Origin of the sequence: Paenibacillus sp. yr247, from assembly GCF_900103825.1 — a bacterium.
In the GTDB taxonomy this organism is placed as follows: domain Bacteria; phylum Bacillota; class Bacilli; order Paenibacillales; family NBRC-103111; genus Paenibacillus_E.
Genome location: NZ_FNIF01000036.1, coordinates 1 through 17,748, shown reverse-complemented (window position 1 = coordinate 17,748; position 17,748 = coordinate 1). Strand labels below are relative to the sequence as shown.

General features: G+C 43.7%; 17 protein-coding genes. 3 read left to right on the top strand and 14 right to left on the bottom strand.

Going from position 1 to position 17,748, the window contains the following annotated elements:
• Window positions 1-380: 380 nt before the first annotated feature.
• A complete protein-coding gene (locus BLT91_RS27950) occupies window positions 381-1,295 on the top strand; it encodes a polysaccharide deacetylase family protein (RefSeq protein WP_090827282.1) in 915 nt (304 codons plus the stop codon).
• A 145-nt stretch (window positions 1,296-1,440) separates the two neighbouring features.
• Here BLT91_RS27950 and BLT91_RS33705 read toward each other — a convergent pair whose 3' ends face one another.
• The 14 genes from BLT91_RS33705 to BLT91_RS27885 all read right to left on the bottom strand — a co-directional run bounded on the left by BLT91_RS33705 (window position 1,441) and on the right by BLT91_RS27885 (window position 16,175).
• Window positions 1,441-1,575, bottom strand: coding sequence for a hypothetical protein (locus BLT91_RS33705; protein WP_302847565.1), 135 nt, complete (start codon window positions 1,573-1,575; stop codon window positions 1,441-1,443).
• 461 nt (window positions 1,576-2,036) lie between these two features.
• Window positions 2,037-2,906 (bottom strand): class II fructose-1,6-bisphosphate aldolase, encoded by an 870-nt coding sequence (gene fba / locus BLT91_RS27945; protein WP_090827280.1) that lies wholly within the window; start codon window positions 2,904-2,906, stop codon window positions 2,037-2,039.
• Between the two features lie 32 nt (window positions 2,907-2,938).
• Window positions 2,939-4,411, bottom strand: coding sequence for a CoA-acylating methylmalonate-semialdehyde dehydrogenase (locus BLT91_RS27940; protein ID WP_090827278.1), 1,473 nt, complete (start codon window positions 4,409-4,411; stop codon window positions 2,939-2,941).
• Between the two features lie 25 nt (window positions 4,412-4,436).
• Window positions 4,437-5,444, bottom strand: a complete 1,008-nt coding sequence (gene iolC / locus BLT91_RS27935) for a 5-dehydro-2-deoxygluconokinase (protein ID WP_090827276.1) — start codon at window positions 5,442-5,444, stop codon at window positions 4,437-4,439.
• Window positions 5,441-6,283 (bottom strand): 5-deoxy-glucuronate isomerase, encoded by an 843-nt coding sequence (iolB, locus tag BLT91_RS27930; RefSeq protein WP_090827275.1) that lies wholly within the window; start codon window positions 6,281-6,283, stop codon window positions 5,441-5,443. The genes iolC and iolB overlap by 4 nt, the downstream gene beginning before the upstream one ends.
• The gene (gene iolD / locus BLT91_RS27925; RefSeq protein ID WP_090827273.1) at window positions 6,271-8,151 is read right to left on the bottom strand and encodes a 3D-(3,5/4)-trihydroxycyclohexane-1,2-dione acylhydrolase (decyclizing); all 1,881 of its coding nucleotides are present in this window, start codon (window positions 8,149-8,151) and stop codon (window positions 6,271-6,273) included. Before iolD ends, iolB begins: the two co-directional genes overlap by 13 nt.
• Window positions 8,152-8,164: 13 nt before the next feature.
• On the bottom strand, window positions 8,165-9,169 hold the full coding sequence (locus tag BLT91_RS27920; RefSeq protein WP_175532561.1) for a LacI family DNA-binding transcriptional regulator: 1,005 nt from the start codon (window positions 9,167-9,169) through the stop codon (window positions 8,165-8,167).
• Between the two features lie 32 nt (window positions 9,170-9,201).
• Complete coding sequence (gene iolE / locus BLT91_RS27915; RefSeq protein ID WP_090827269.1) at window positions 9,202-10,113, bottom strand: myo-inosose-2 dehydratase; 912 nt, start codon at window positions 10,111-10,113, stop codon at window positions 9,202-9,204.
• A gap of 12 nt (window positions 10,114-10,125) precedes the next feature.
• Window positions 10,126-11,097 carry a Gfo/Idh/MocA family protein gene (locus tag BLT91_RS27910; protein ID WP_090827267.1) on the bottom strand — a complete coding sequence of 324 codons (972 nt, stop codon included), beginning with the start codon at window positions 11,095-11,097 and terminating at the stop codon, window positions 10,126-10,128.
• Between the two features lie 20 nt (window positions 11,098-11,117).
• Window positions 11,118-11,903 carry a sugar phosphate isomerase/epimerase family protein gene (locus BLT91_RS27905; RefSeq protein ID WP_090827265.1) on the bottom strand — a complete coding sequence of 262 codons (786 nt, stop codon included), beginning with the start codon at window positions 11,901-11,903 and terminating at the stop codon, window positions 11,118-11,120.
• Window positions 11,904-11,922: 19 nt separating this feature from the next.
• Window positions 11,923-12,570 (bottom strand): carbohydrate ABC transporter permease, encoded by a 648-nt coding sequence (locus tag BLT91_RS27900; RefSeq protein ID WP_141225106.1) that lies wholly within the window; start codon window positions 12,568-12,570, stop codon window positions 11,923-11,925.
• Window positions 12,571-12,748: 178 nt separating this feature from the next.
• Window positions 12,749-13,699, bottom strand: a complete 951-nt coding sequence (locus tag BLT91_RS27895) for a carbohydrate ABC transporter permease (protein ID WP_090827261.1) — start codon at window positions 13,697-13,699, stop codon at window positions 12,749-12,751.
• 44 nt (window positions 13,700-13,743) lie between these two features.
• Window positions 13,744-15,042: an ABC transporter substrate-binding protein gene (locus BLT91_RS27890; protein WP_175532560.1), complete on the bottom strand. Its 1,299-nt coding sequence runs from the start codon at window positions 15,040-15,042 to the stop codon at window positions 13,744-13,746.
• Window positions 15,043-15,878: 836 nt separating this feature from the next.
• The gene (locus BLT91_RS27885) at window positions 15,879-16,175 is read right to left on the bottom strand and encodes a hypothetical protein (protein ID WP_090827256.1); all 297 of its coding nucleotides are present in this window, start codon (window positions 16,173-16,175) and stop codon (window positions 15,879-15,881) included.
• Between the two features lie 268 nt (window positions 16,176-16,443).
• On the opposite strand from BLT91_RS27885, the gene BLT91_RS27880 reads away from it, so the two are divergent.
• Both BLT91_RS27880 and BLT91_RS27875 read left to right on the top strand, forming a co-directional pair.
• Window positions 16,444-17,166 (top strand): tyrosine-type recombinase/integrase, encoded by a 723-nt coding sequence (locus BLT91_RS27880; RefSeq protein WP_090827254.1) that lies wholly within the window; start codon window positions 16,444-16,446, stop codon window positions 17,164-17,166.
• A 203-nt stretch (window positions 17,167-17,369) separates the two neighbouring features.
• Window positions 17,370-17,748 (top strand): TetR/AcrR family transcriptional regulator (locus BLT91_RS27875; protein ID WP_141225105.1); only part of this gene is annotated, 379 nt, incomplete at its 3' end.

The window sequence follows — 17,748 nt, the reverse complement described above, 5'->3', positions numbered from 1 at the left end:
TTAAGCGAGTCTCTGGGCTTGAATTAAACCAACGTCGGTAAGATTGGACTCTGGCTATTGTCCTTCTGCCTTAAGTGTCTAACTATATAGATATTCAAGATTTCACATTTCCTTATTTTAACATATAACTGCTAGGCTGCCGATCATGCCGGCAGCCTTTTAAGGTGTGTATTGAGCAAACGTTTTCCGTTAGCGGAATAGGCCGCCGATGATTTCAATATTTGAAATAAGCAGTCTGATTGCACAAAAATTGAATTGAACCAAGTAAAGAATTACAATAAAAATTGTTTGTGTGGATCGATGATATGTTCGAAAGTAAACACCACTGTCCTCTGCATTCAAAAACAAGAACCAACTAGAAAGATGGGGACTGCCACAATATGTCGAAACAATCTTTGCTTAAATTCTTTTTTATAACTTTTGTTTCTTTGATCTTCATTTATTCAGTTTTAAATGATCGGTATAAAGGTACTGGTGGATACCACTATAGCAATCGTGTTGCCGTGCTTGAATATCACAATATTGATCCTAACGCATCCGATTATACAATTACACCCGAGACATTTAAAAGCCATCTAGAAGCACTTAAGGTGAATCATTACCATGTAATTTCCATGAAGGATTTTATTGATTTTCTTAATGGTAAAAGCACAGTGCCTCCGGACGCAGTGGTAATTACTTTTGATGATGGATATGAATCTTTCTACAAATACGCTTATTCTGCCTTAAAAGAGCAGAAAATGTCTGCAACCAATTTTATTATCGTCAGCTATTTAGGAACGAATCCCGGAACGCCTTTTTTGAATTGGGACGAAATTAAAAAAATGAAGGCTGACGGTCTCGATTTTTATTCCCACACATTTAAATCGCATGACTTTGCAATAGATCAAAATGGAAAACCTATTTCCCCATTAACGAATCCTATTTATTTAGAGGAAAAAAACAGGATGGAAACCAACGAAGAGTACAAACAACGGGTAAAGTCTGATCTTGCGGAGGCAGAAAAAATCATACAAGAAAAGCTTGGGATTCAAGAAAAGCTTTTTTGTTTCCCTCATGGAAGATATAATAATGCTCTTATTGATATCGGCGACCAGTTGGGCTATAAATACTACTTTACTGGTTTGGATGGATTAAACACACCCGGAACAAAGTTAATAAAACGTATAAATGCTGGTTCAACGAAAATGAAAGCTTCTAGTCTGCTCCGGATACTTAATGGGGAGACAAGTGTCACTGGAAACTTGAGAATACTTTTGAAAAATATTGTTGTCACACAGCGGATGTCAGATTAGACATGGAAAATAAAGTATTAGACTGGGGGCATACTTAAACAAAAAATTTGGCAGTTCGAAATAAGATTTGTACTGCCGCGTTTTGTTGAACTAAAGTTTCTCGTTTGCGGAATGACAAATGGTTCATTGTCCACATAGTATACTGTTAACTTGCCTTTAATTTTTGGTTTAATTGCACGGCTTCAGTTAAATTATTTGCTGGATAGCTGATAACAGAAGTACCACCTGCATTTAAAATTAAGAGTTTCTCACTGTTAATTTCTAATGAGATTTCTGTCATATCCGAATTTATATAAGCAGTTCCAATAAGGGTGCGAGTAGAGTTATCATAAGTTATAATCTGGAAACCATTCGCGATTACCTTGGCAAATCCACAATTCGACGACGCGTGATGCTGAGGTTATTCGGGGAGGCGGCTTAAGCCCAGGCGTCCCAAACCTTTCTCTAAAGCCCCGCCCCTTGAAAATATCTTAGCCCTTTTTCAACTCGTTTCTCAATATAGTCATAGCCCAGAATCACTCATCTCTGCTATTTTTATCAGCACCAATTCCTCACCATATTACGTCATCATTTTCTCTAATAACTTCTGCGACAATTATGTTCTTTATGCCCGTCTGCATCTCCGCCTGTTCCGGAAATAAAACAAACCTTCCGTATTTCCACTTTCAGTACGTTCAACTGGAAACTACAAAAGGACGGCTAAGTCTCGTTCGAGCTAGCCGCCTTTTACTTCGTTTCAATTTACACTAAAGCTTTTCCGGATGATCCAAACTCCCTCATTTTCCGCTTCACCGTTTCTTTCACGGCTTCGCGCGCTGGTCCGAGGTATTTACGTGGATCATATTCATTAGGTAATTCACTCAGAATTTGACGAACGGCGGACGTGCAAGCCATTTGATTCTCCGTATTGACGTTGATTTTCGCCGTACCGAGTGTGATTGCCTGCTGAATATCCTTCGAAGGAATGCCTGTGCCGCCATGCAGCACGAGCGGTATTCCGGTCTGCTTTCTTATTTCTTCCATGCGTACAAAGTTTAACTTGGGTTCTCCCTTGTAAGGACCATGGACTGAGCCGAGCGCCGGAGCAATACAGTCGATGCTTGTAGCCCGCGCCAATGCTACGCAATCCGCAGGAACAGCATGCATGGCATCTGCTTCCTGGACAACCAGATCGTCTTCTCTTCCAGCGATGCGACCTAGCTCGGCTTCAACCGAAACGTTAAACGCGCGTGCCGCTTCAACCACTCTTTTCGTTACCGCGATGTTTTCTTCCAAAGAATGATGGGAGCCATCGATCATCACGGAAGTAAATCCGGCGGCCATCGCTTTGATGCACGATTCAAACGACAAACCGTGATCTAGATGAACGGCAACGGGTATCTCGATCTTCCATTCTTCAACCAAGGCCTGCACAATCGCGGTAACGAGTTTATATCCGCCCAAATAGGGGATATAAGGCTCGCTGATCCCTAAGATGACAGGAGCGTTTTCTTCTTGGGCCGCCAGCAGGATCGCCTGCGTAAATTCCAGATTATTCACGTTAAACTGGCCTACGGCATACTTCCCATCCAAGGCTTTGGCCAGCATTTCTTTCATGGATACAAGCTTCATGATTGCTTTCCTCCTGCTCTACACTTGTTATCTTACCAGCGAGAGGTAATCATTTTCTTGCGAGTATAAAATTCTACGCCATCCGAACCATTCGCATGGAGATCGCCATAGAACGATTTTTTCCAACCTGAAAAAGGGAAAAAGGCCATCGGTGCGGGAACGCCCAGATTAACGCCGAGCATGCCTGCATCGATATTCTCGCGGAAATCGCGAGCATGCTTGCCGCTTGTTGTGAACAAGCAAGCTCCGTTTGCTAATTCCGAACGGTTCGCGAGTTCAATCGCGTCCTGCAGCGTTTCAACTCTGACAATGGAAAGCACAGGCGCGAAAATTTCATCCTGCCAAATCTTCATGTCCGTAGTAACATGATCGAAAATCGTCGGGCCAACGAAATAACCTTTCTCGCAAGCCGCCGAATCGGTACGGCCGTCGCGAACAAGAATTGCCCCTTCCTTTTCGCCCGTTTCGATATATTGAACTGTTCTTTGTTTATGGCTGTCGCGAATGACCGGACCCAGAAACACGCCTTTTTCCATGCCGTTGCCGATTCTGATCTTATCCGCAGCTTCAGTCAGCTTCGCGGTCAATTGATCAGCGATGTCGCCTACAGCAACAACCACGGCACAAGCCATACAGCGCTCGCCAGCAGAACCGAATGCTGCGGAAATAATTTGATTCACTGCTTGATCTAGGTCGGCATCCGGCATGACGATGGAATGGTTTTTGGCGCCTGCCAATGCCTGTACTCTTTTGCCATGGGCTGCGCCCTGCTTATATACATATTCGGCAACAGGCTGAGAACCAACGAAGGAAATCGCCTTGATGCCCGGATTCTCTAATAAACCGTTAACGACGTTATGTGCACCGTGAACCACGTTCAATACGCCAGCAGGCAAGCCTGCTTCTTCAAACAATTCCGCCAAGCGGTTTGCAAGTATCGGCGTACGTTCCGACGGCTTAAATACAAAGGTGTTTCCGCAAGCAATAGCAAGGGGGAACATCCAGCATGGCACCATCATCGGAAAGTTGAACGGCGTAATTCCGCCTACAACCCCGACCGGGTAACGGAACATTCCTGACTCTAGGTTCGTTGCGATATCCGGCAGCTGTTTGCCCATCATGAGCGTCGGAGCCCCGGCTGCAAATTCCACGCATTCGATGCCGCGCTGCACTTCGCCGTATGCTTCCTCGTAAGATTTACCGTTTTCAAGCGTAATCAGCTTCGCCAATGCTTCCCAGTTATCAACAAGAAGCTGCTGATACTTGAACAATATGCGCGCCCTTCTAGGTACAGCAGTCTTACTCCATGTTTTAAAAGCTTCTTCGGCAGCCTTGACAGCTAAATCCACTTCATCTTTACCAGAGATTGGCACGTATGCTAGAATTTCCTCCGTTGCGGGATTCATGACAGCATCCGCTTGCGTGGAACACGATTCCACCCATTGTCCGCCAATTAAGTTTTTAAGAGTTGTCACTTGCTGTGTAGTTGGAGTTGAAGATGACATTGATATTCCCTGCCTTTCAGTAGGATTAGAGTACGATTTCATTTGTAAGGCTTACTTCAATATAGCGGTCAACTTCCTCGGCGGTAGGCATCGCATCGGAGCAGCTATGGCTGGAAATGACAATGGAAGCTGCTGCGCTGCCGTATCTCATACAGGCGGACACTTCCCACCCTTGCATCAAACCATATATGAACCCTGCTGCATAAGAGTCTCCTGCGCCGAAGGTTTTCACTACCTTCGCTGGAAAAATGGAGCCTTTAAACTGTTGTCCTTCGTTGGTATAGGCGATCGACCCGTCTTTGCCGTGCTTAATCACGACAATCTTGGCCTGATAGTCAAACCATTTGCCCGCTGTCCGTTCGTCACTCTGATCGGCACCGCTCTCTAACGCTTCCATCATGTCGAATTCTTCTCTTGTACCGATAATGACGTCGCACTTCTCGGCAGCAAGATTATAATAAACAGCCGTTTCTTCTTTGGAGACCCATGTATAAGGTCGGTAGTCGATATCGAAGAAGACAACGACATTATGCTTGCGGGCATACTCCAGCGCCATGAATACGGCTTCGCGCGATGGGCTTTTAGCTAATGCGGTACCGGAGATGAGCAGCGCTTTCGACTGCTTAATGTAATCTTCGGAGATTTCCTTCGGGTGCAGCATTAAATCCGCGACATTGTCCCTGTACATGAGAATGCTGCAATCGGACGGGCTTTTGATTTCAGTAAAAGCAAGACCTGTCACGCATCCCGTATCATCAACAGCAATTTGAGAAGAATCAATTCCCTCTTTATTTAAATAGTTCATGATAAATCTGCCCATTTGGTCATCGGCGACTTTTCCGATAAAGCCAGTCTTCATCCCGAGTCGGGACATGCCGATTGCGATATTGGCAGGCGAGCCTCCGACATACTTGGTGAATGTGACGGTTTCTTCCATCGGCCGATTGATTTCATTCGCGTTCAGATCAATGCACAGGCGCCCAACCGCCATAAAATCTATGGATTTTGAAGTATCAAATCGTAAATTGTTCATTTGCCTTCACTCCCTAACGGTTTCTGCGCAAGCTTATGCGGCATCACCCATGCGTGTTCGGGATCATTCGTAAACTTCCACGAACGTACAGGGCCGGCCATCACGTTCAAATAGTAAACCTCATAGCCCGGAGGAGCCGAAACGGGATGATAACCTTTCGGCACTAACACCGCTTCACGATTCTTCACCGCCATGGTCTCATTCAGGGACAGATCATCCGTATAAACACGCTGAATGGCGAAACCATGACTCGGATTTGTCTCGAAGTAATATGTTTCTTCTAAATAAGTCTCTTCCGGGAAGAGATCACGATCATGTTTATGTGGGGGATAGCTGGACCAATGCCCTTCCGGCGTGAAAACTTCAACGACTAAGAGGCTGTCCGCTGGTTGCTGATCAGGTAAAATATTGTGGATCAGCCGCTCAATATTGCCAGCGCCTCTGATTTCGACGCCGACATTCTCCGGTGCTATGAGCCTTGCTTCATAGGTACCTTTCCCTGGCGCTGAGCAAACCGCGACTTCCACATCCGTTAATGCCGTTATGATGAAATGATCATCGGAAGAGACATATAACGAGTATGGCGGGATCTTCTCAAACACATCCATGCGCTCGCCGATTGCTTCCCACTTCGTTTTTCTTGTCTCGACGTTTGCTTTGCCACGAAGCAGCACCAGACAAACCTCCGTGTTTTCCGTTTGCTGCTTCAGCTCTTGGCCCTCAAGTAGTTTGTAGACCTTGAAGCCAACGTACTGCCAACCCGCAGATTCAGGAGTGATCGTAAGTACGTTTCCGTCAGCTGCCGCTTGGTCTTGGCAAGGAACAATTAATTTGCCCATAATCCCCGCTCCTTGCTCTGCGCGACTTCTGTCTGCATGTTCTCGAAGGCCTGGCGTACCTTGGGACTCGTGGATACTTCCGCTACGCCCACACGCCACCAAGATTCGTAACCGGACGTGTTCGTACCCGGTAATACTTTGATATCAATCAATGTCGAAACCGTTTCCTTCCGCGCCATCTCAAGCGCTTCGTGCAGCTCGGCAATCGTAGTTACCGTATATGTCTTAGCTCCCATACCGCGGGCTTGAGCAGCGAAATCCATCGGCATGTATGGTCCTTTTGCGCTTCCTGTGTCTTCCGAGCGGTAGCGGAATTCGTTGCCGAAGCCTTCGCTACCATGCGCTCTTTGCAAATTATGAATGCATTGATAACCGTGGTTATCGAACAATAACACGTTAATCTTATAACCTTCTTGCATGCTCGTTACAAGTTCAGAATGCAGCATCAGGTAGCTCCCATCACCCACCATGGCATAAACCTCGCGGGAGGGTTCTGCCAATTTGACTCCGAAAGCACCCGAAACTTCGTAACCCATACAAGAGAATCCGTATTCCATGTGATATGTTTTCGGCTGTACGCTTCTCCACAGACGATGCAAATCGCCCGGAAGACTGCCTGCTGCGCAAACGATCACGCTGCTGTCATCCATCCAACGATTGATTTCCCCAAGCACGCGTGTCTGAGAAAGTCCCTCTTCCAATTCCATGGCGTACAACCGGTCCACTTCCCCATCCCATGTCTCCTTAAGTGATTGCATATACCCAGGTTCATAAGTGGTCTTGTAATCTAATTGTGACAACGCAGCATGCAGTGCGGAGAGCGCCTCTTTGGCATCGGCTTGCACGCCGAACGCATTTAGCTTCACCGTATCCATAGCATTAACGTTGATGCTTATAAATTGTACATCCTGATTCTGAAATGCGCTTTTAGAAGCTGTAGTAAAATCGCTGAACCTTGTCCCAATACCGATGACTAGATCCGCATCTTTGGCGAGTATATTGGCCATTAAAGTACCAGTTGCCCCGATCGCGCCTGCGTTAAGCGGATGATTCCACGGCAGCGCGCTTTTACCTGCTTGCGTTTCGCCAACCGGAATGCCGAAGGTCTCCGCGAAATGGGCAAGTTCGTTCTCAGCCAACGCGTAATGTACACCCCCGCCGGCAATGATTAACGGTTTTTTCTTACTCGCGATAAGGTCAACCGCCGCCTTTAAGGTTGCGCTTGCTGCAGCGCGACGCTGAACGGAATGCACGCGTTTTCGGAAAAATTCCACTGGGTAATCATACGATTCGCACTGTACATCTTGGGGCAAAACGAGTGTAACCGCGCCTGTGTCCGCCGGATCCGTCAGCACGCGCATCGCGTTCAGTGCCGCTGTCATTAACTGCTCCGGTCTTACGATGCGGTCCCAATATTTGCTCACCGGCTTAAACGCGTCAGTAGCAGAAATCGTATAGTCGCTCGGATTCTCGATTTGCTGCAAGACTGGGTCTGGCTGTCTGCAGGCAAAGTTGTCGCCTGGCAGAAGCAGTACGGGGATGCGGTTTACAGTCGCAGTCGCAGCCGCGGTGACCATATTGAGCGCGCCCGGTCCGATCGAGGTGGTGCAAGCGAAAATTTGCAGCCGATTGTTTTGTTTGGCAAAAGCAGAAGCGGCATGTACCATGCCCTGCTCGTTTTTACCTTGTATGAATTGAAGCTCGCCTGTATGCTGTTCCAAGGCTTCACCAATCCCCGTCACGTTACCGTGGCCGAATATCCCCATGACGCCTTTCACAAACTTATATACTTGACCGTCAACTTCGATATATTGGTTATCCAGAAAATTAACCAGCGCTTGCGACATCGTTAGACGAATTGTTTCCATCGCTGTTCTCCCGTCAGTTTTGAGTATTGAGTACGGCCGTGGTACCTCCAATCTGTAAGGTTGGACTTAATACGATTTTACGGGGGGAAGAAAGGGGAGACTGTATCTTTTCCATAATTAGTGAAATAGCTGAAGTCCCCATCTCATACTTAGGTTGGACCACACTGGATAAAGTGGGATCAACGATGGTAGAAACCCATGTTCCGTCAAAACCAGCAACTGAAATATCACGTGGAATGCTCATTCCCGCCGATTTCAGCGCTTTTATAAGTCCTATAGCCAACATATCGTTGGTTACCACGACTGCAGAATGATGCAAGCCTTCTTTAATCCATTTTTTCCCTGATTTTTCACCATTTTCAATATCAGCGCCATTGGCATAAACCACGTGCCTAGCACTCGATAGACCTGCCTCTTCCATACAATATTGGTAGGCGCGAATACGGTCTTTCACATCATCATATCCGGATTTTTCCGAGAGTAACGCAATTCGCTCGTGTCCCAATTCTATGAGGTGCCGAATCATCATCTGAATGCCGGTAAAATTGTCGGTCACAATGCAATTTGTTCTGCCGTCAAGATAATCATTTCCGACAAGAACTACATGCTCAACAAGACTTGAAACCTTGCCGAGCATTTCTTTGGAAATATCCATTGCCAGTAAACCATCTACTGAGTATTGGTTCAGAAGCCGAAGCCCTTCGTCTGAATTTTCGCCGTCAAGAAGATTCAGGGTGATTACATTTACTCCTTTGTTCATGGCTTCACGGTATATTCCTTCTGCCACCTCGGCATAAAATGGATTGCGGATATTGGGTATCATAAGGCCGATCACATTGCTTTTTCCCGTAGCAAGGGCTACCGCGGCCGGATTATATTGATACTGAAGCTGCTCGACCGCTTTCAAAACCCGCTGTTTAGTAGCTATTCTGACACCGTCAAGTTGATTGATGACTCTGGATACAGTCGCTACGGAAACTCCAGCCTCTTTCGCAACATCATAGATGGTAACTGACATATGAAGATTCAACCTCATCCCATTAACTTTTCTTATGCTTTCAAATTCGTTAGGGAATGTATATATTCCTGCGCCTTTTTCGAATATTGAATCGGATTTGCCACCAACGAGTCTTGCTCCGCCTCAATGACCAGCCACCCTTGATAATTTGCTTCAGCAAGCGCCTCGAAAACCGGTTTGAAATCGATAACTCCGTCCCCCGGCACAGTGAATACGCCAAGGCGCACCGCATCGTTGAAATTGATATCTTCTTTTTTTACACGATCCAATACGTCCTGTCTGACATCTTTTAAGTGAATATATTTGACGCGGTCGCCATATTTACGAACGACTTCAGCAGGATCAACACCGCAATAGTACAAATGCCCCGTATCCACAAGCAGTGAAACTACATCCGGATTCGTTCCTAAACATAAGCGGTCCGTTTCTTCCATCGTTTCCACGCCTGTACCAGCATGAATATGGTATACCAACGTCATTCGATGAGAGCGACAAAATTCGCCTGCGGCATTCAAATTTTCACAAAGAGAAGCCCAATGCTCGTCTGTATATTTGCGAACACCCTTCTCCGAGCGATCTTCCCTCGGATCCCAATGAACGGAACCTGCGCCATCGGCCGTTACTACGTAACGGGCACCCATTTCCTTCAAAAACAATACATGCGCTTTAAATTTATCCATCGCCTCCGAATCGGCAGCCGTAGGATCAGAGAACAAAATATCGCACCAACCGGAGGTTAGCGTAAGCCCACGGCTTCCAAGCTCATTGCGAAGTGTGGTGACATCTTTAGGATATTTGCGACCAAGTTCCGTACCCTTAAATCCCAAATCTCTCATTTCATCCATGATTTGTTGATAGGAGTAGTGATCGCCAAGATCCGTCATATCGTCATTCGTCCAATTAATCGGAGAAATAGCTAATTGTGAGTTATAAAATAAGTTCATCTTGACGCCCTCCTATAATTGAATTGCTTTTCCGCCGTTGGCGGCGCTAATATAGCATGATTCTGTGATAAGCACAGATTTATAGGCATCTTCAGGAGTAATACTGAACGGTTGATTTGCTGCAATTGCACCTAAGAAATCTTCATGCATTTGCGCATATCCCCATTTCATGTTGCGATCCAAGTTCTTCACGTCCGTAATCTCAAGTGTAGATTTATTGGAACCGCAGTGCATAACATTGTCCAATTCCTCCGTAACGATCGTTGCATGATCGCCCCAAAGCTGAATGCGCTCGGAAGGATATGCCCAAGATGCATGGCCGTTCGAACTCATTACAATGGACTGCCCGCTTGTAGTAGTGAATATGAACGAGAAATTATCTTGCAGCGGATAATGGCATTGTTGTGCAATACAGCGAACTTCAGCGATTTCTCCTACAAGGAAACGGACCATATCGAACATATGGATCGTTGTATCATACAAAAAACCACCGGTTAATGCTGTATTGGTGACCCAAGGAGGAGATGTCATATCTCCATCGTTCATAATAATATTAGCGGAACGCACTTGGAAACCTTGTTGTACCAGTTCTTTCGCCTTTGCGTATACAGGTGCGAAACGGCGGTTAAATCCGTTATACAAACGATTTTGCTTGCCCGCAAGTTCTGTCATGATTTCGTCCGCGTCAGCAATGCTGGTTACGAATGGCTTTTCTCCAAAAACGACAGCCCCTTCTCTTAATCCGTCCAAAATAACCTGTTTATGCTTCGTGTTTGGGATCGTGACGAACACGATTTCCGCACCGCCGGTTTGAATCATTTCCTGTACATTTTTGTATGCTTTGCCGCCATGGATTTCACTGAATTTGTTACATCTGTCGAGATCGATATCCGTAACCCCTACAAACTCTACATCTGTACGGTTTTTAAACAATGATACGTGCAAACCACCCATATTACCTGCGCCAACTACACCAATTTTCATTTTCTCTACACTCCTCTAGTTTAATTTGATTGTAATTTGATCTGATCGTTTAAAAAATTTCCGAAACTTTTCACAATTTGCTTAGGTTCCAAGTCACCTTCGTATTCAATAGACAGAAAACCGTTATATTGGTTCTCGGCGAGCACTTTCACCATTGGAGGATAATCAATCGTTATCGGTCTTCCGGTATCGTCGATTTCCTTTACTTTCGCATGCACATGTCCAGACCACTTCGCTGTTTTCAAAACACCTGGAAGCTCGTCTACATAATTACCCGTATCAAGCAAAAGAGTAATAACATCCGAACCAACATCATCAAACATTCTAACCACATCATCACTGTTAGATAAAAAACCGCCATGATTATGGTTTTCCACAACAACCGTCATGCCTGCTTCTTTGATAATCGCCGCACCTTGCTTCAAATACTCGATCATTTTCGGCCACTGATTTTCCTTATTCTCATCGGGCCAACCTGCAAACAATCGGAATCGAGGAATTTCCAACGCTTTGGCTACTTCTACCCACGTGCGGACACGAACCAATTCCTTTTCTAATTTTTCCTCCGACTTATAGCCGAAATTACAATCGAAAGCCAGATTAACAATTGGCAATCCAAATTTTTTACTGAGTTCAAGAACTTGTGCTAAATATTCAGCGTCATGAGGATACTTAAGATGTTTATCTTCCAGTTCGACACCTTTAATAAAATCGAACGTCGAGCAGAATGAATAAAACTCTTCTAAACTCATTTCATCGTTTAGTAACGCTAAATCGAAGGATTGTGAACTGCAAGCAATTTTCATTTTTATAAGCTCCTTTATTCTATTTGACTGCTCCTGACATCATTTGCTTCGCCAATTGCTTATGAATTAACAAGAACAAAATAAGAACTGGCAGCGTACTGATCAAAGCCGCACCCATTAGATACTGCCACTGGATGTCATATCTACCAACAAAACTGAACAGGCCTACAGTTAATGGCATTTTGGATTCACTCTGAATGAACGTCAAGGCAAACAAAAACTCATTCCAAGCGTTGATGAATGTAAAGATCGCAGATGTCATAATAGCCGGCAAAGCCAATGGACCAATAACTCTAATCAAAGCTTGCAGCCGGCTGGCGCCGTCGATTTGTGCCGCTTCGTCAATATCAACGGGCACACTATTAAAAAAGGTATAGATGAACCAAACAGCGAATGAAACGGAAAACGTGCTGTTAACAATAACTAAAGACCACTGATTATCTAGTAGATGATAAGATGAGAACATCTTATACAACGGTACTAGAATGACAATCGGAGAAAACATTTGGACTACCAGCAACAGAGCAAGTATCGTTTTTTCCCGAACAGTTCCAATCTGCTTAATGCGTAAGCCGCTGGAATACTGATCACTAGAACCAATGCAGTGGTTCCAAACGAAATCTTCATACTGTTCGTGAAGAAGGCACCCATTTGCACTTGATTCCATAATGCTTTGAAATTTGAAAACATCCACTTTGACGGTAAAATAGTCAAGTTAGCGTAAACATCACTTTTCGTTTTCAAGGAAGTGATCAACATAATGAAAAACGGAAAATCTAAAGCAATGATTAGAAGAATTAAGAAAAACCATCGAGCACTGGCCCAACTATTTTTTTTAAATTGGCTCATGATTTATCCTCACCCCCGCTAATGACAAAATATACAACTGTAAAGATGACCATAATAAAGAATGTAAAAGCCGCGAACGCAGCCGCTTGGCCAAAATCAATTTGAACAAAAGACAGCTTATAAATCAGAGTCACCAAGGTGTCAGTGCTATTAGCCGGTCCTCCTTTAGTTAGAATCCAAATAATCGGAAATGCATTAAAGGACCACAGTACAGAGAGAACAATAACTAACTGATTAACGGAACGCATAAGCGGCCAAGTGATTTTGAAAAATGTTCTGACTGGCCCCGCTCCGTCCAAAGAGGATGCTTCATAAATATCGCTCCCGATCGATTGAAGCCCTGCAAGAAGCGTTACTACGATAAATGATATGTTGGACCAAATCCCAACAACCAACACCGTGATCATCGCAGAGCTAGGTGTACCTAACCAATGATGATTAGCGTTAATAATGTGAAAGTACTTTAAAATTTGGTTTAACGGACCCAGTTCCCCATGAAATATCCACATCCAACACAACGTGGCAATACTTAATGGAGCAGCCCATGGTAAAATGACAAGCATATAGGCCAGACCGCGGAAGCGAAAATTGTTATTTAGCAACAGGGCCAACAAATAAGCGAGAACAAATGCTACGCCTACCGTTACAATGACCCATAAAGAGGTTTGCCAAATTACGCCGCCAAGTCCGTCGTATTGAAATATGGATTTGTAGTTGCCCAAATATCCAATAGATTGGATTTTGCCGATCCTGCTAACCTTTGATACCGATTGCAGCAATGTTACAAACATCGGATATACGATCGTTAAAAAGACAAGCAGGAGAAGCGGCAGGACTAATAAATACGGTAGTACTTTTCCAATGAACGACTTTTTCCAAATATTTCCTTTTTCTCGTTCAGAGCCCGCCGAGGCGTGGTTATGAGTCTTTTCCGATTTTATAGACATTGCACACTCCTACCTCCTCTTTTCATTAATGAAGCTTGCTTTGACTATTTTTTGTTGTATAAATCTTTCGTTTTTGCCGCAGATTGTTTCAATGCGTCTACCGGTGTTTGGCCTTTTAGATACATTTTTTGAATTTCGTCCGTAACGATATGGTCGAACTGATCGCCGTATTTCCCGGTATCCGAGTATTTATTGATAGCATTATCCAATTGAGAAGCAAAAAACTTATTATTAGGTAAATCAGCCCATTTCGGATCTTTCCCAACGGATTCGATTTCAGGGATGTTTCCGTGATTGATGGCAAATGTCAACCGATTGTCCGATTTATAAAGATACGCAAGGAACTTTCCAATCGCGTCTTTTTTCGTTTTATCCCCATTGAATACTGAAATGACATCCGGTTCCATGACAGCATGTGATTGCATGTTCGCTTCCCCGGTCGGCATTGGTACCATACCATATTCCACTTTCTTATCTTGATCCAGCATACCTGCAAACCAAGGACCTGTAATCATCATGGCCAGTTTTCCGGATTGGAAAATAGGTTGAACGCCGTTTTCCCACTCTACATCCGTCGGATTTGGATTCGTTAATTTTTCAGAAACTAATTTACTTAAGAATGAGAGCGCTTTAACTCCATCTGCACTATCATATAGAAGCTCATGATTAGGTCCGAAATGTAAAGGTGCCACTTTAGGGCTTGCATTAAAGTAGAAATACTCAAAGCCCGTCATTACGTTTGGATATTTGCCACCAACACCGAATCCATATACATTTGGCGGATCATTCAATGCTTTAGCTGCGTTGTATATGTCATCCCAAGTTTTCGGCGGAGCCAAGTTTTTCTGTGCGAACAGATCTTTGCGGTAATAAAGAACGCGCGGATCAAGGAAGAACGGTAAACCAAATAATTTATCATCTTTTTTAAACGAATTTAATGGAGCTTGATAGAAGCTCGAAAGGAACGGCTTGTCCACATATTGCTCAACTGGTTGAAGGACACCCATATCATTGAATTCACCGACCCATAAACCGGACAAATTGGCAATGTCGGGCGCTTGATTTCCTGCAATCCATGTTACGAGTCGATCATGGAAATCATCCCAGTTGCTTGTAAGCAAATTAACTTTGATGTTTGGATTCTCAGTTTGAAAGCGATTAATAACATCTTGCATATCAGTCTTCATTTGCGCATCGTATTCCGCCACAGCGAATGTAAGCGTGGTTGGCTTGCCATCGGGTGATGTTGAAGACTTAGAAGTTGAAGGATTTGTACCGCAAGCTGTTACCGTCATTGTTAAGAGCAAGATAGTGGAAATTTTGCCGAATAATAATTTCCTCATTGGCATTGCCTCTTTTCATCGATTTTTTTAAGTCATTTTCTGGCACAACCTCAAAATCAGTGCTTGATCATTTAGTTGATATGAGATAAAAAACAATTGCTTTCAACTAAAATACCCACTTTGTATCGATCGAGATGACACATGAAATAATGACGACGTTGATTTCTTCCTTGCAAATTAGACAGAAGGTAATAACTTCATTACACACCGAACTACTTCTCTGTAAGTCTGAGGAACACATCAATTCATCACGCTTCTTCTTACTATGCAGACATTTAACCTGACCGTTTTATCGAATCGAAAAATCCACTGTTTTGTTTTTGATAATAATATTTCGTAATAAATGTAAGCGGTTAGATTTTTAAGTAAAAAAACTAACTTTCATGCACTTTTTTGCTGGCTGCAGACTTTCCAACTTGTCGTTTTATCGAATTGAAAAATAATCCTCTGTTTTCGTTTTGATAATATTATTTCATAATAAATGTAAGCGGTTAGATTTTAATGTACAATTCTAACACATTTACTCCTTTCGGTTGAAATAGTATGTTTTCCGTTGAACAAGCGCTTACATTTCGTATAATAACCTAGTTTTTGATTTTTGACAATATTTTTTTATTTTCGAAAATTTCCTACACGCTTATAATCCAAGGATTCCAGCGTAAAAGGTGAGAAAGAACACCAAACCAAGACTTTAGAGGCGCATCGAATGTCAGGTTACGAACATAGTCAACGCCATAGCAAATGGCATCTCCAATGCCACACTGCTAGGTAAATTGGAGGAATTGGAAAGGCAAAAGCTGCAATTGGAACAGAAGCTACTCTAATCCTTCACTCTTCTAACTGGCACGAAACCATTCACGAGGATCTTTTCCGTAACAATGCGAATCACGATTCTCAATCTTCCCGATTTGTACAACCTCCCTCTTCTCGTCAATCATATAGAACAATCTCACTCGTTTTGCTTTAACACGTTTCACTTCTGTACATCGATTCACTGATCCATAGTCCAAATGGATAGGACGTGGGTTAAGTGAGAGCTCTTGGATCACACGTTCAATCGCTAACCTATCTTCTTTATTAAAAGCACTCATTTCTTTCTCAACTCGTTTTGAAGCAAACTTTACTGTAAACATTTTTTTCCCTCTCCCCTTAAATCTAGATTAATACTTTAATGCTATAACGCTTTAATTGATGTAAATTTTACCACCATAATTTACCATAGTCAATATCATAATATCGTTATTAAATATTTAAATTATGATATTGAATATAAGATGCCAAAATTATCAATTATTTCACCTATAAATTAAAAATCGAATATGATACGATACAAAGTAAAGTGATATATTTTCCTCACTACTACTAGTGTAGTGTTTACTTCTCTAGATAGGGGGACGTAGGGTGCAACCTATTGCTATTAAAGAAATTAAGATAATTGAGTCAAATAAAATACCGATCCCAGAAGTCCTAACCCCGTTATCTAACATTGTGACTCCAAAGGAATGGCTTAACCCTTCCATTTTTACTAAATTAAGCGCTGAGCATTTTAAAAACACCGATTGGGCAAATGTGCCTGACAGGTTACTTATGTATCTATTTCTACATGACGAACCCACATATGGAACCAGTCGAACGGAAGGAACGAAAAAAGAATATCTTCGTGATCTTTTGCATTTTTTGGACTTTGCAGAGAATTACGGTGGACTACGGCAGATGGATCCGGAAGACCTTCTTATTTATCAGGACGTTCTCGCTTCGCGATATGCCAATACTTCATTTCGAAAAAGAGCAACTGTCGTCAAACAGTTTCTAAGGTATATATATATAAAGGAAGCGATTGATTCCGACCTCACTCGTCTCATGAAAAAAGTAGCGCAGCCGGCCGATGAACTAGTCGACCGCGATCTCTATGAGCATGAAGTAAAAGCGTTGCTCGAGCATTTTAAACAGAGTGATTTTTTTACTTACGCTCTTCTGTTTCTCCTCGTAAGTACTGGACTTCGCATTAACGAGCTTGCTACGGCCGAATGGAAGAACGTTTATTACCTCCCCCATCTTGGGTATCATTTTTTGGCTGTAATCAGCGCCGCCGACGTCGCCCGATCGATGGCAAGCAAAGCATGAATCTATAAAAAATCTCCGGGGGCATACGCCTTCCGGAGATTTTTTGAACGAATCAACCTTTCTGAGTACTCATTGAAAAGTATCATTCGAGATTCGGCTATAAGATCGAACCTATTCAAAAAAAAGCAGGTTGTATCCTTCTTTCTCAAAAACATGAAGGTCACATTTGCTGATATTCAGCCGTTATGGAAAGGAGAATTGATATGAAGCAGGAACAAGGTTTAACAAAAAAAGGAAAGGAAACGCGTGCTCGAATCGTCGCCGCTGCGGCCAAACTGATGTTTGAACGTGGAGTAGCTGGTACAACCGTCGAGGATGTGCAGCGGGAGGCTCAGGTGAGTGCTTCGCAGCTGTACCATTACTTCGAGGAGAAGCGTGACCTCGTTTTGGCGGTCGTTGTGTATCAGACTGAGTATGTGCTGGCTTCGCAGGAGCCTCTGCTGAGCCACTTGGACAGCATGGAAGCACTGCGATCCTGGCGCAATGCGATTGTGCAACTCCAAATTGAGCGTCAATACCACGGTGGATGTCCAATCGGTGCGCTCTCCAGCGAATTATCAGAATCGGACCAGGCTGCTCGTA

Coding starts and splice junctions, on each gene's coding strand:
- BLT91_RS27890 (WP_175532560.1), bottom strand. CDS start 15,042: ATGAGGAAATTATTATTCGGCAAAATTTCCACTATCTTGCTCTTAACA.
- fba (WP_090827280.1), bottom strand. CDS start 2,906: ATGAAGCTTGTATCCATGAAAGAAATGCTGGCCAAAGCCTTGGATGGG.
- BLT91_RS27900 (WP_141225106.1), bottom strand. CDS start 12,570: ATGGAATCAAGTGCAAATGGGTGCCTTCTTCACGAACAGTATGAAGAT.
- BLT91_RS27895 (WP_090827261.1), bottom strand. CDS start 13,699: ATGTCTATAAAATCGGAAAAGACTCATAACCACGCCTCGGCGGGCTCT.
- BLT91_RS33705 (WP_302847565.1), bottom strand. CDS start 1,575: ATGACAGAAATCTCATTAGAAATTAACAGTGAGAAACTCTTAATTTTA.
- iolB (WP_090827275.1), bottom strand. CDS start 6,283: ATGGGCAAATTAATTGTTCCTTGCCAAGACCAAGCGGCAGCTGACGGA.
- BLT91_RS27940 (WP_090827278.1), bottom strand. CDS start 4,411: ATGTCATCTTCAACTCCAACTACACAGCAAGTGACAACTCTTAAAAAC.
- iolD (WP_090827273.1), bottom strand. CDS start 8,151: ATGGAAACAATTCGTCTAACGATGTCGCAAGCGCTGGTTAATTTTCTG.
- iolE (WP_090827269.1), bottom strand. CDS start 10,113: ATGAACTTATTTTATAACTCACAATTAGCTATTTCTCCGATTAATTGG.
- BLT91_RS27905 (WP_090827265.1), bottom strand. CDS start 11,903: ATGAAAATTGCTTGCAGTTCACAATCCTTCGATTTAGCGTTACTAAAC.
- BLT91_RS27910 (WP_090827267.1), bottom strand. CDS start 11,097: ATGAAAATTGGTGTAGTTGGCGCAGGTAATATGGGTGGTTTGCACGTA.
- BLT91_RS27920 (WP_175532561.1), bottom strand. CDS start 9,169: ATGTCAGTTACCATCTATGATGTTGCGAAAGAGGCTGGAGTTTCCGTA.
- iolC (WP_090827276.1), bottom strand. CDS start 5,444: ATGAACAATTTACGATTTGATACTTCAAAATCCATAGATTTTATGGCG.
- BLT91_RS27885 (WP_090827256.1), bottom strand. CDS start 16,175: ATGTTTACAGTAAAGTTTGCTTCAAAACGAGTTGAGAAAGAAATGAGT.
- BLT91_RS27950 (WP_090827282.1), top strand. CDS start 381: ATGTCGAAACAATCTTTGCTTAAATTCTTTTTTATAACTTTTGTTTCT.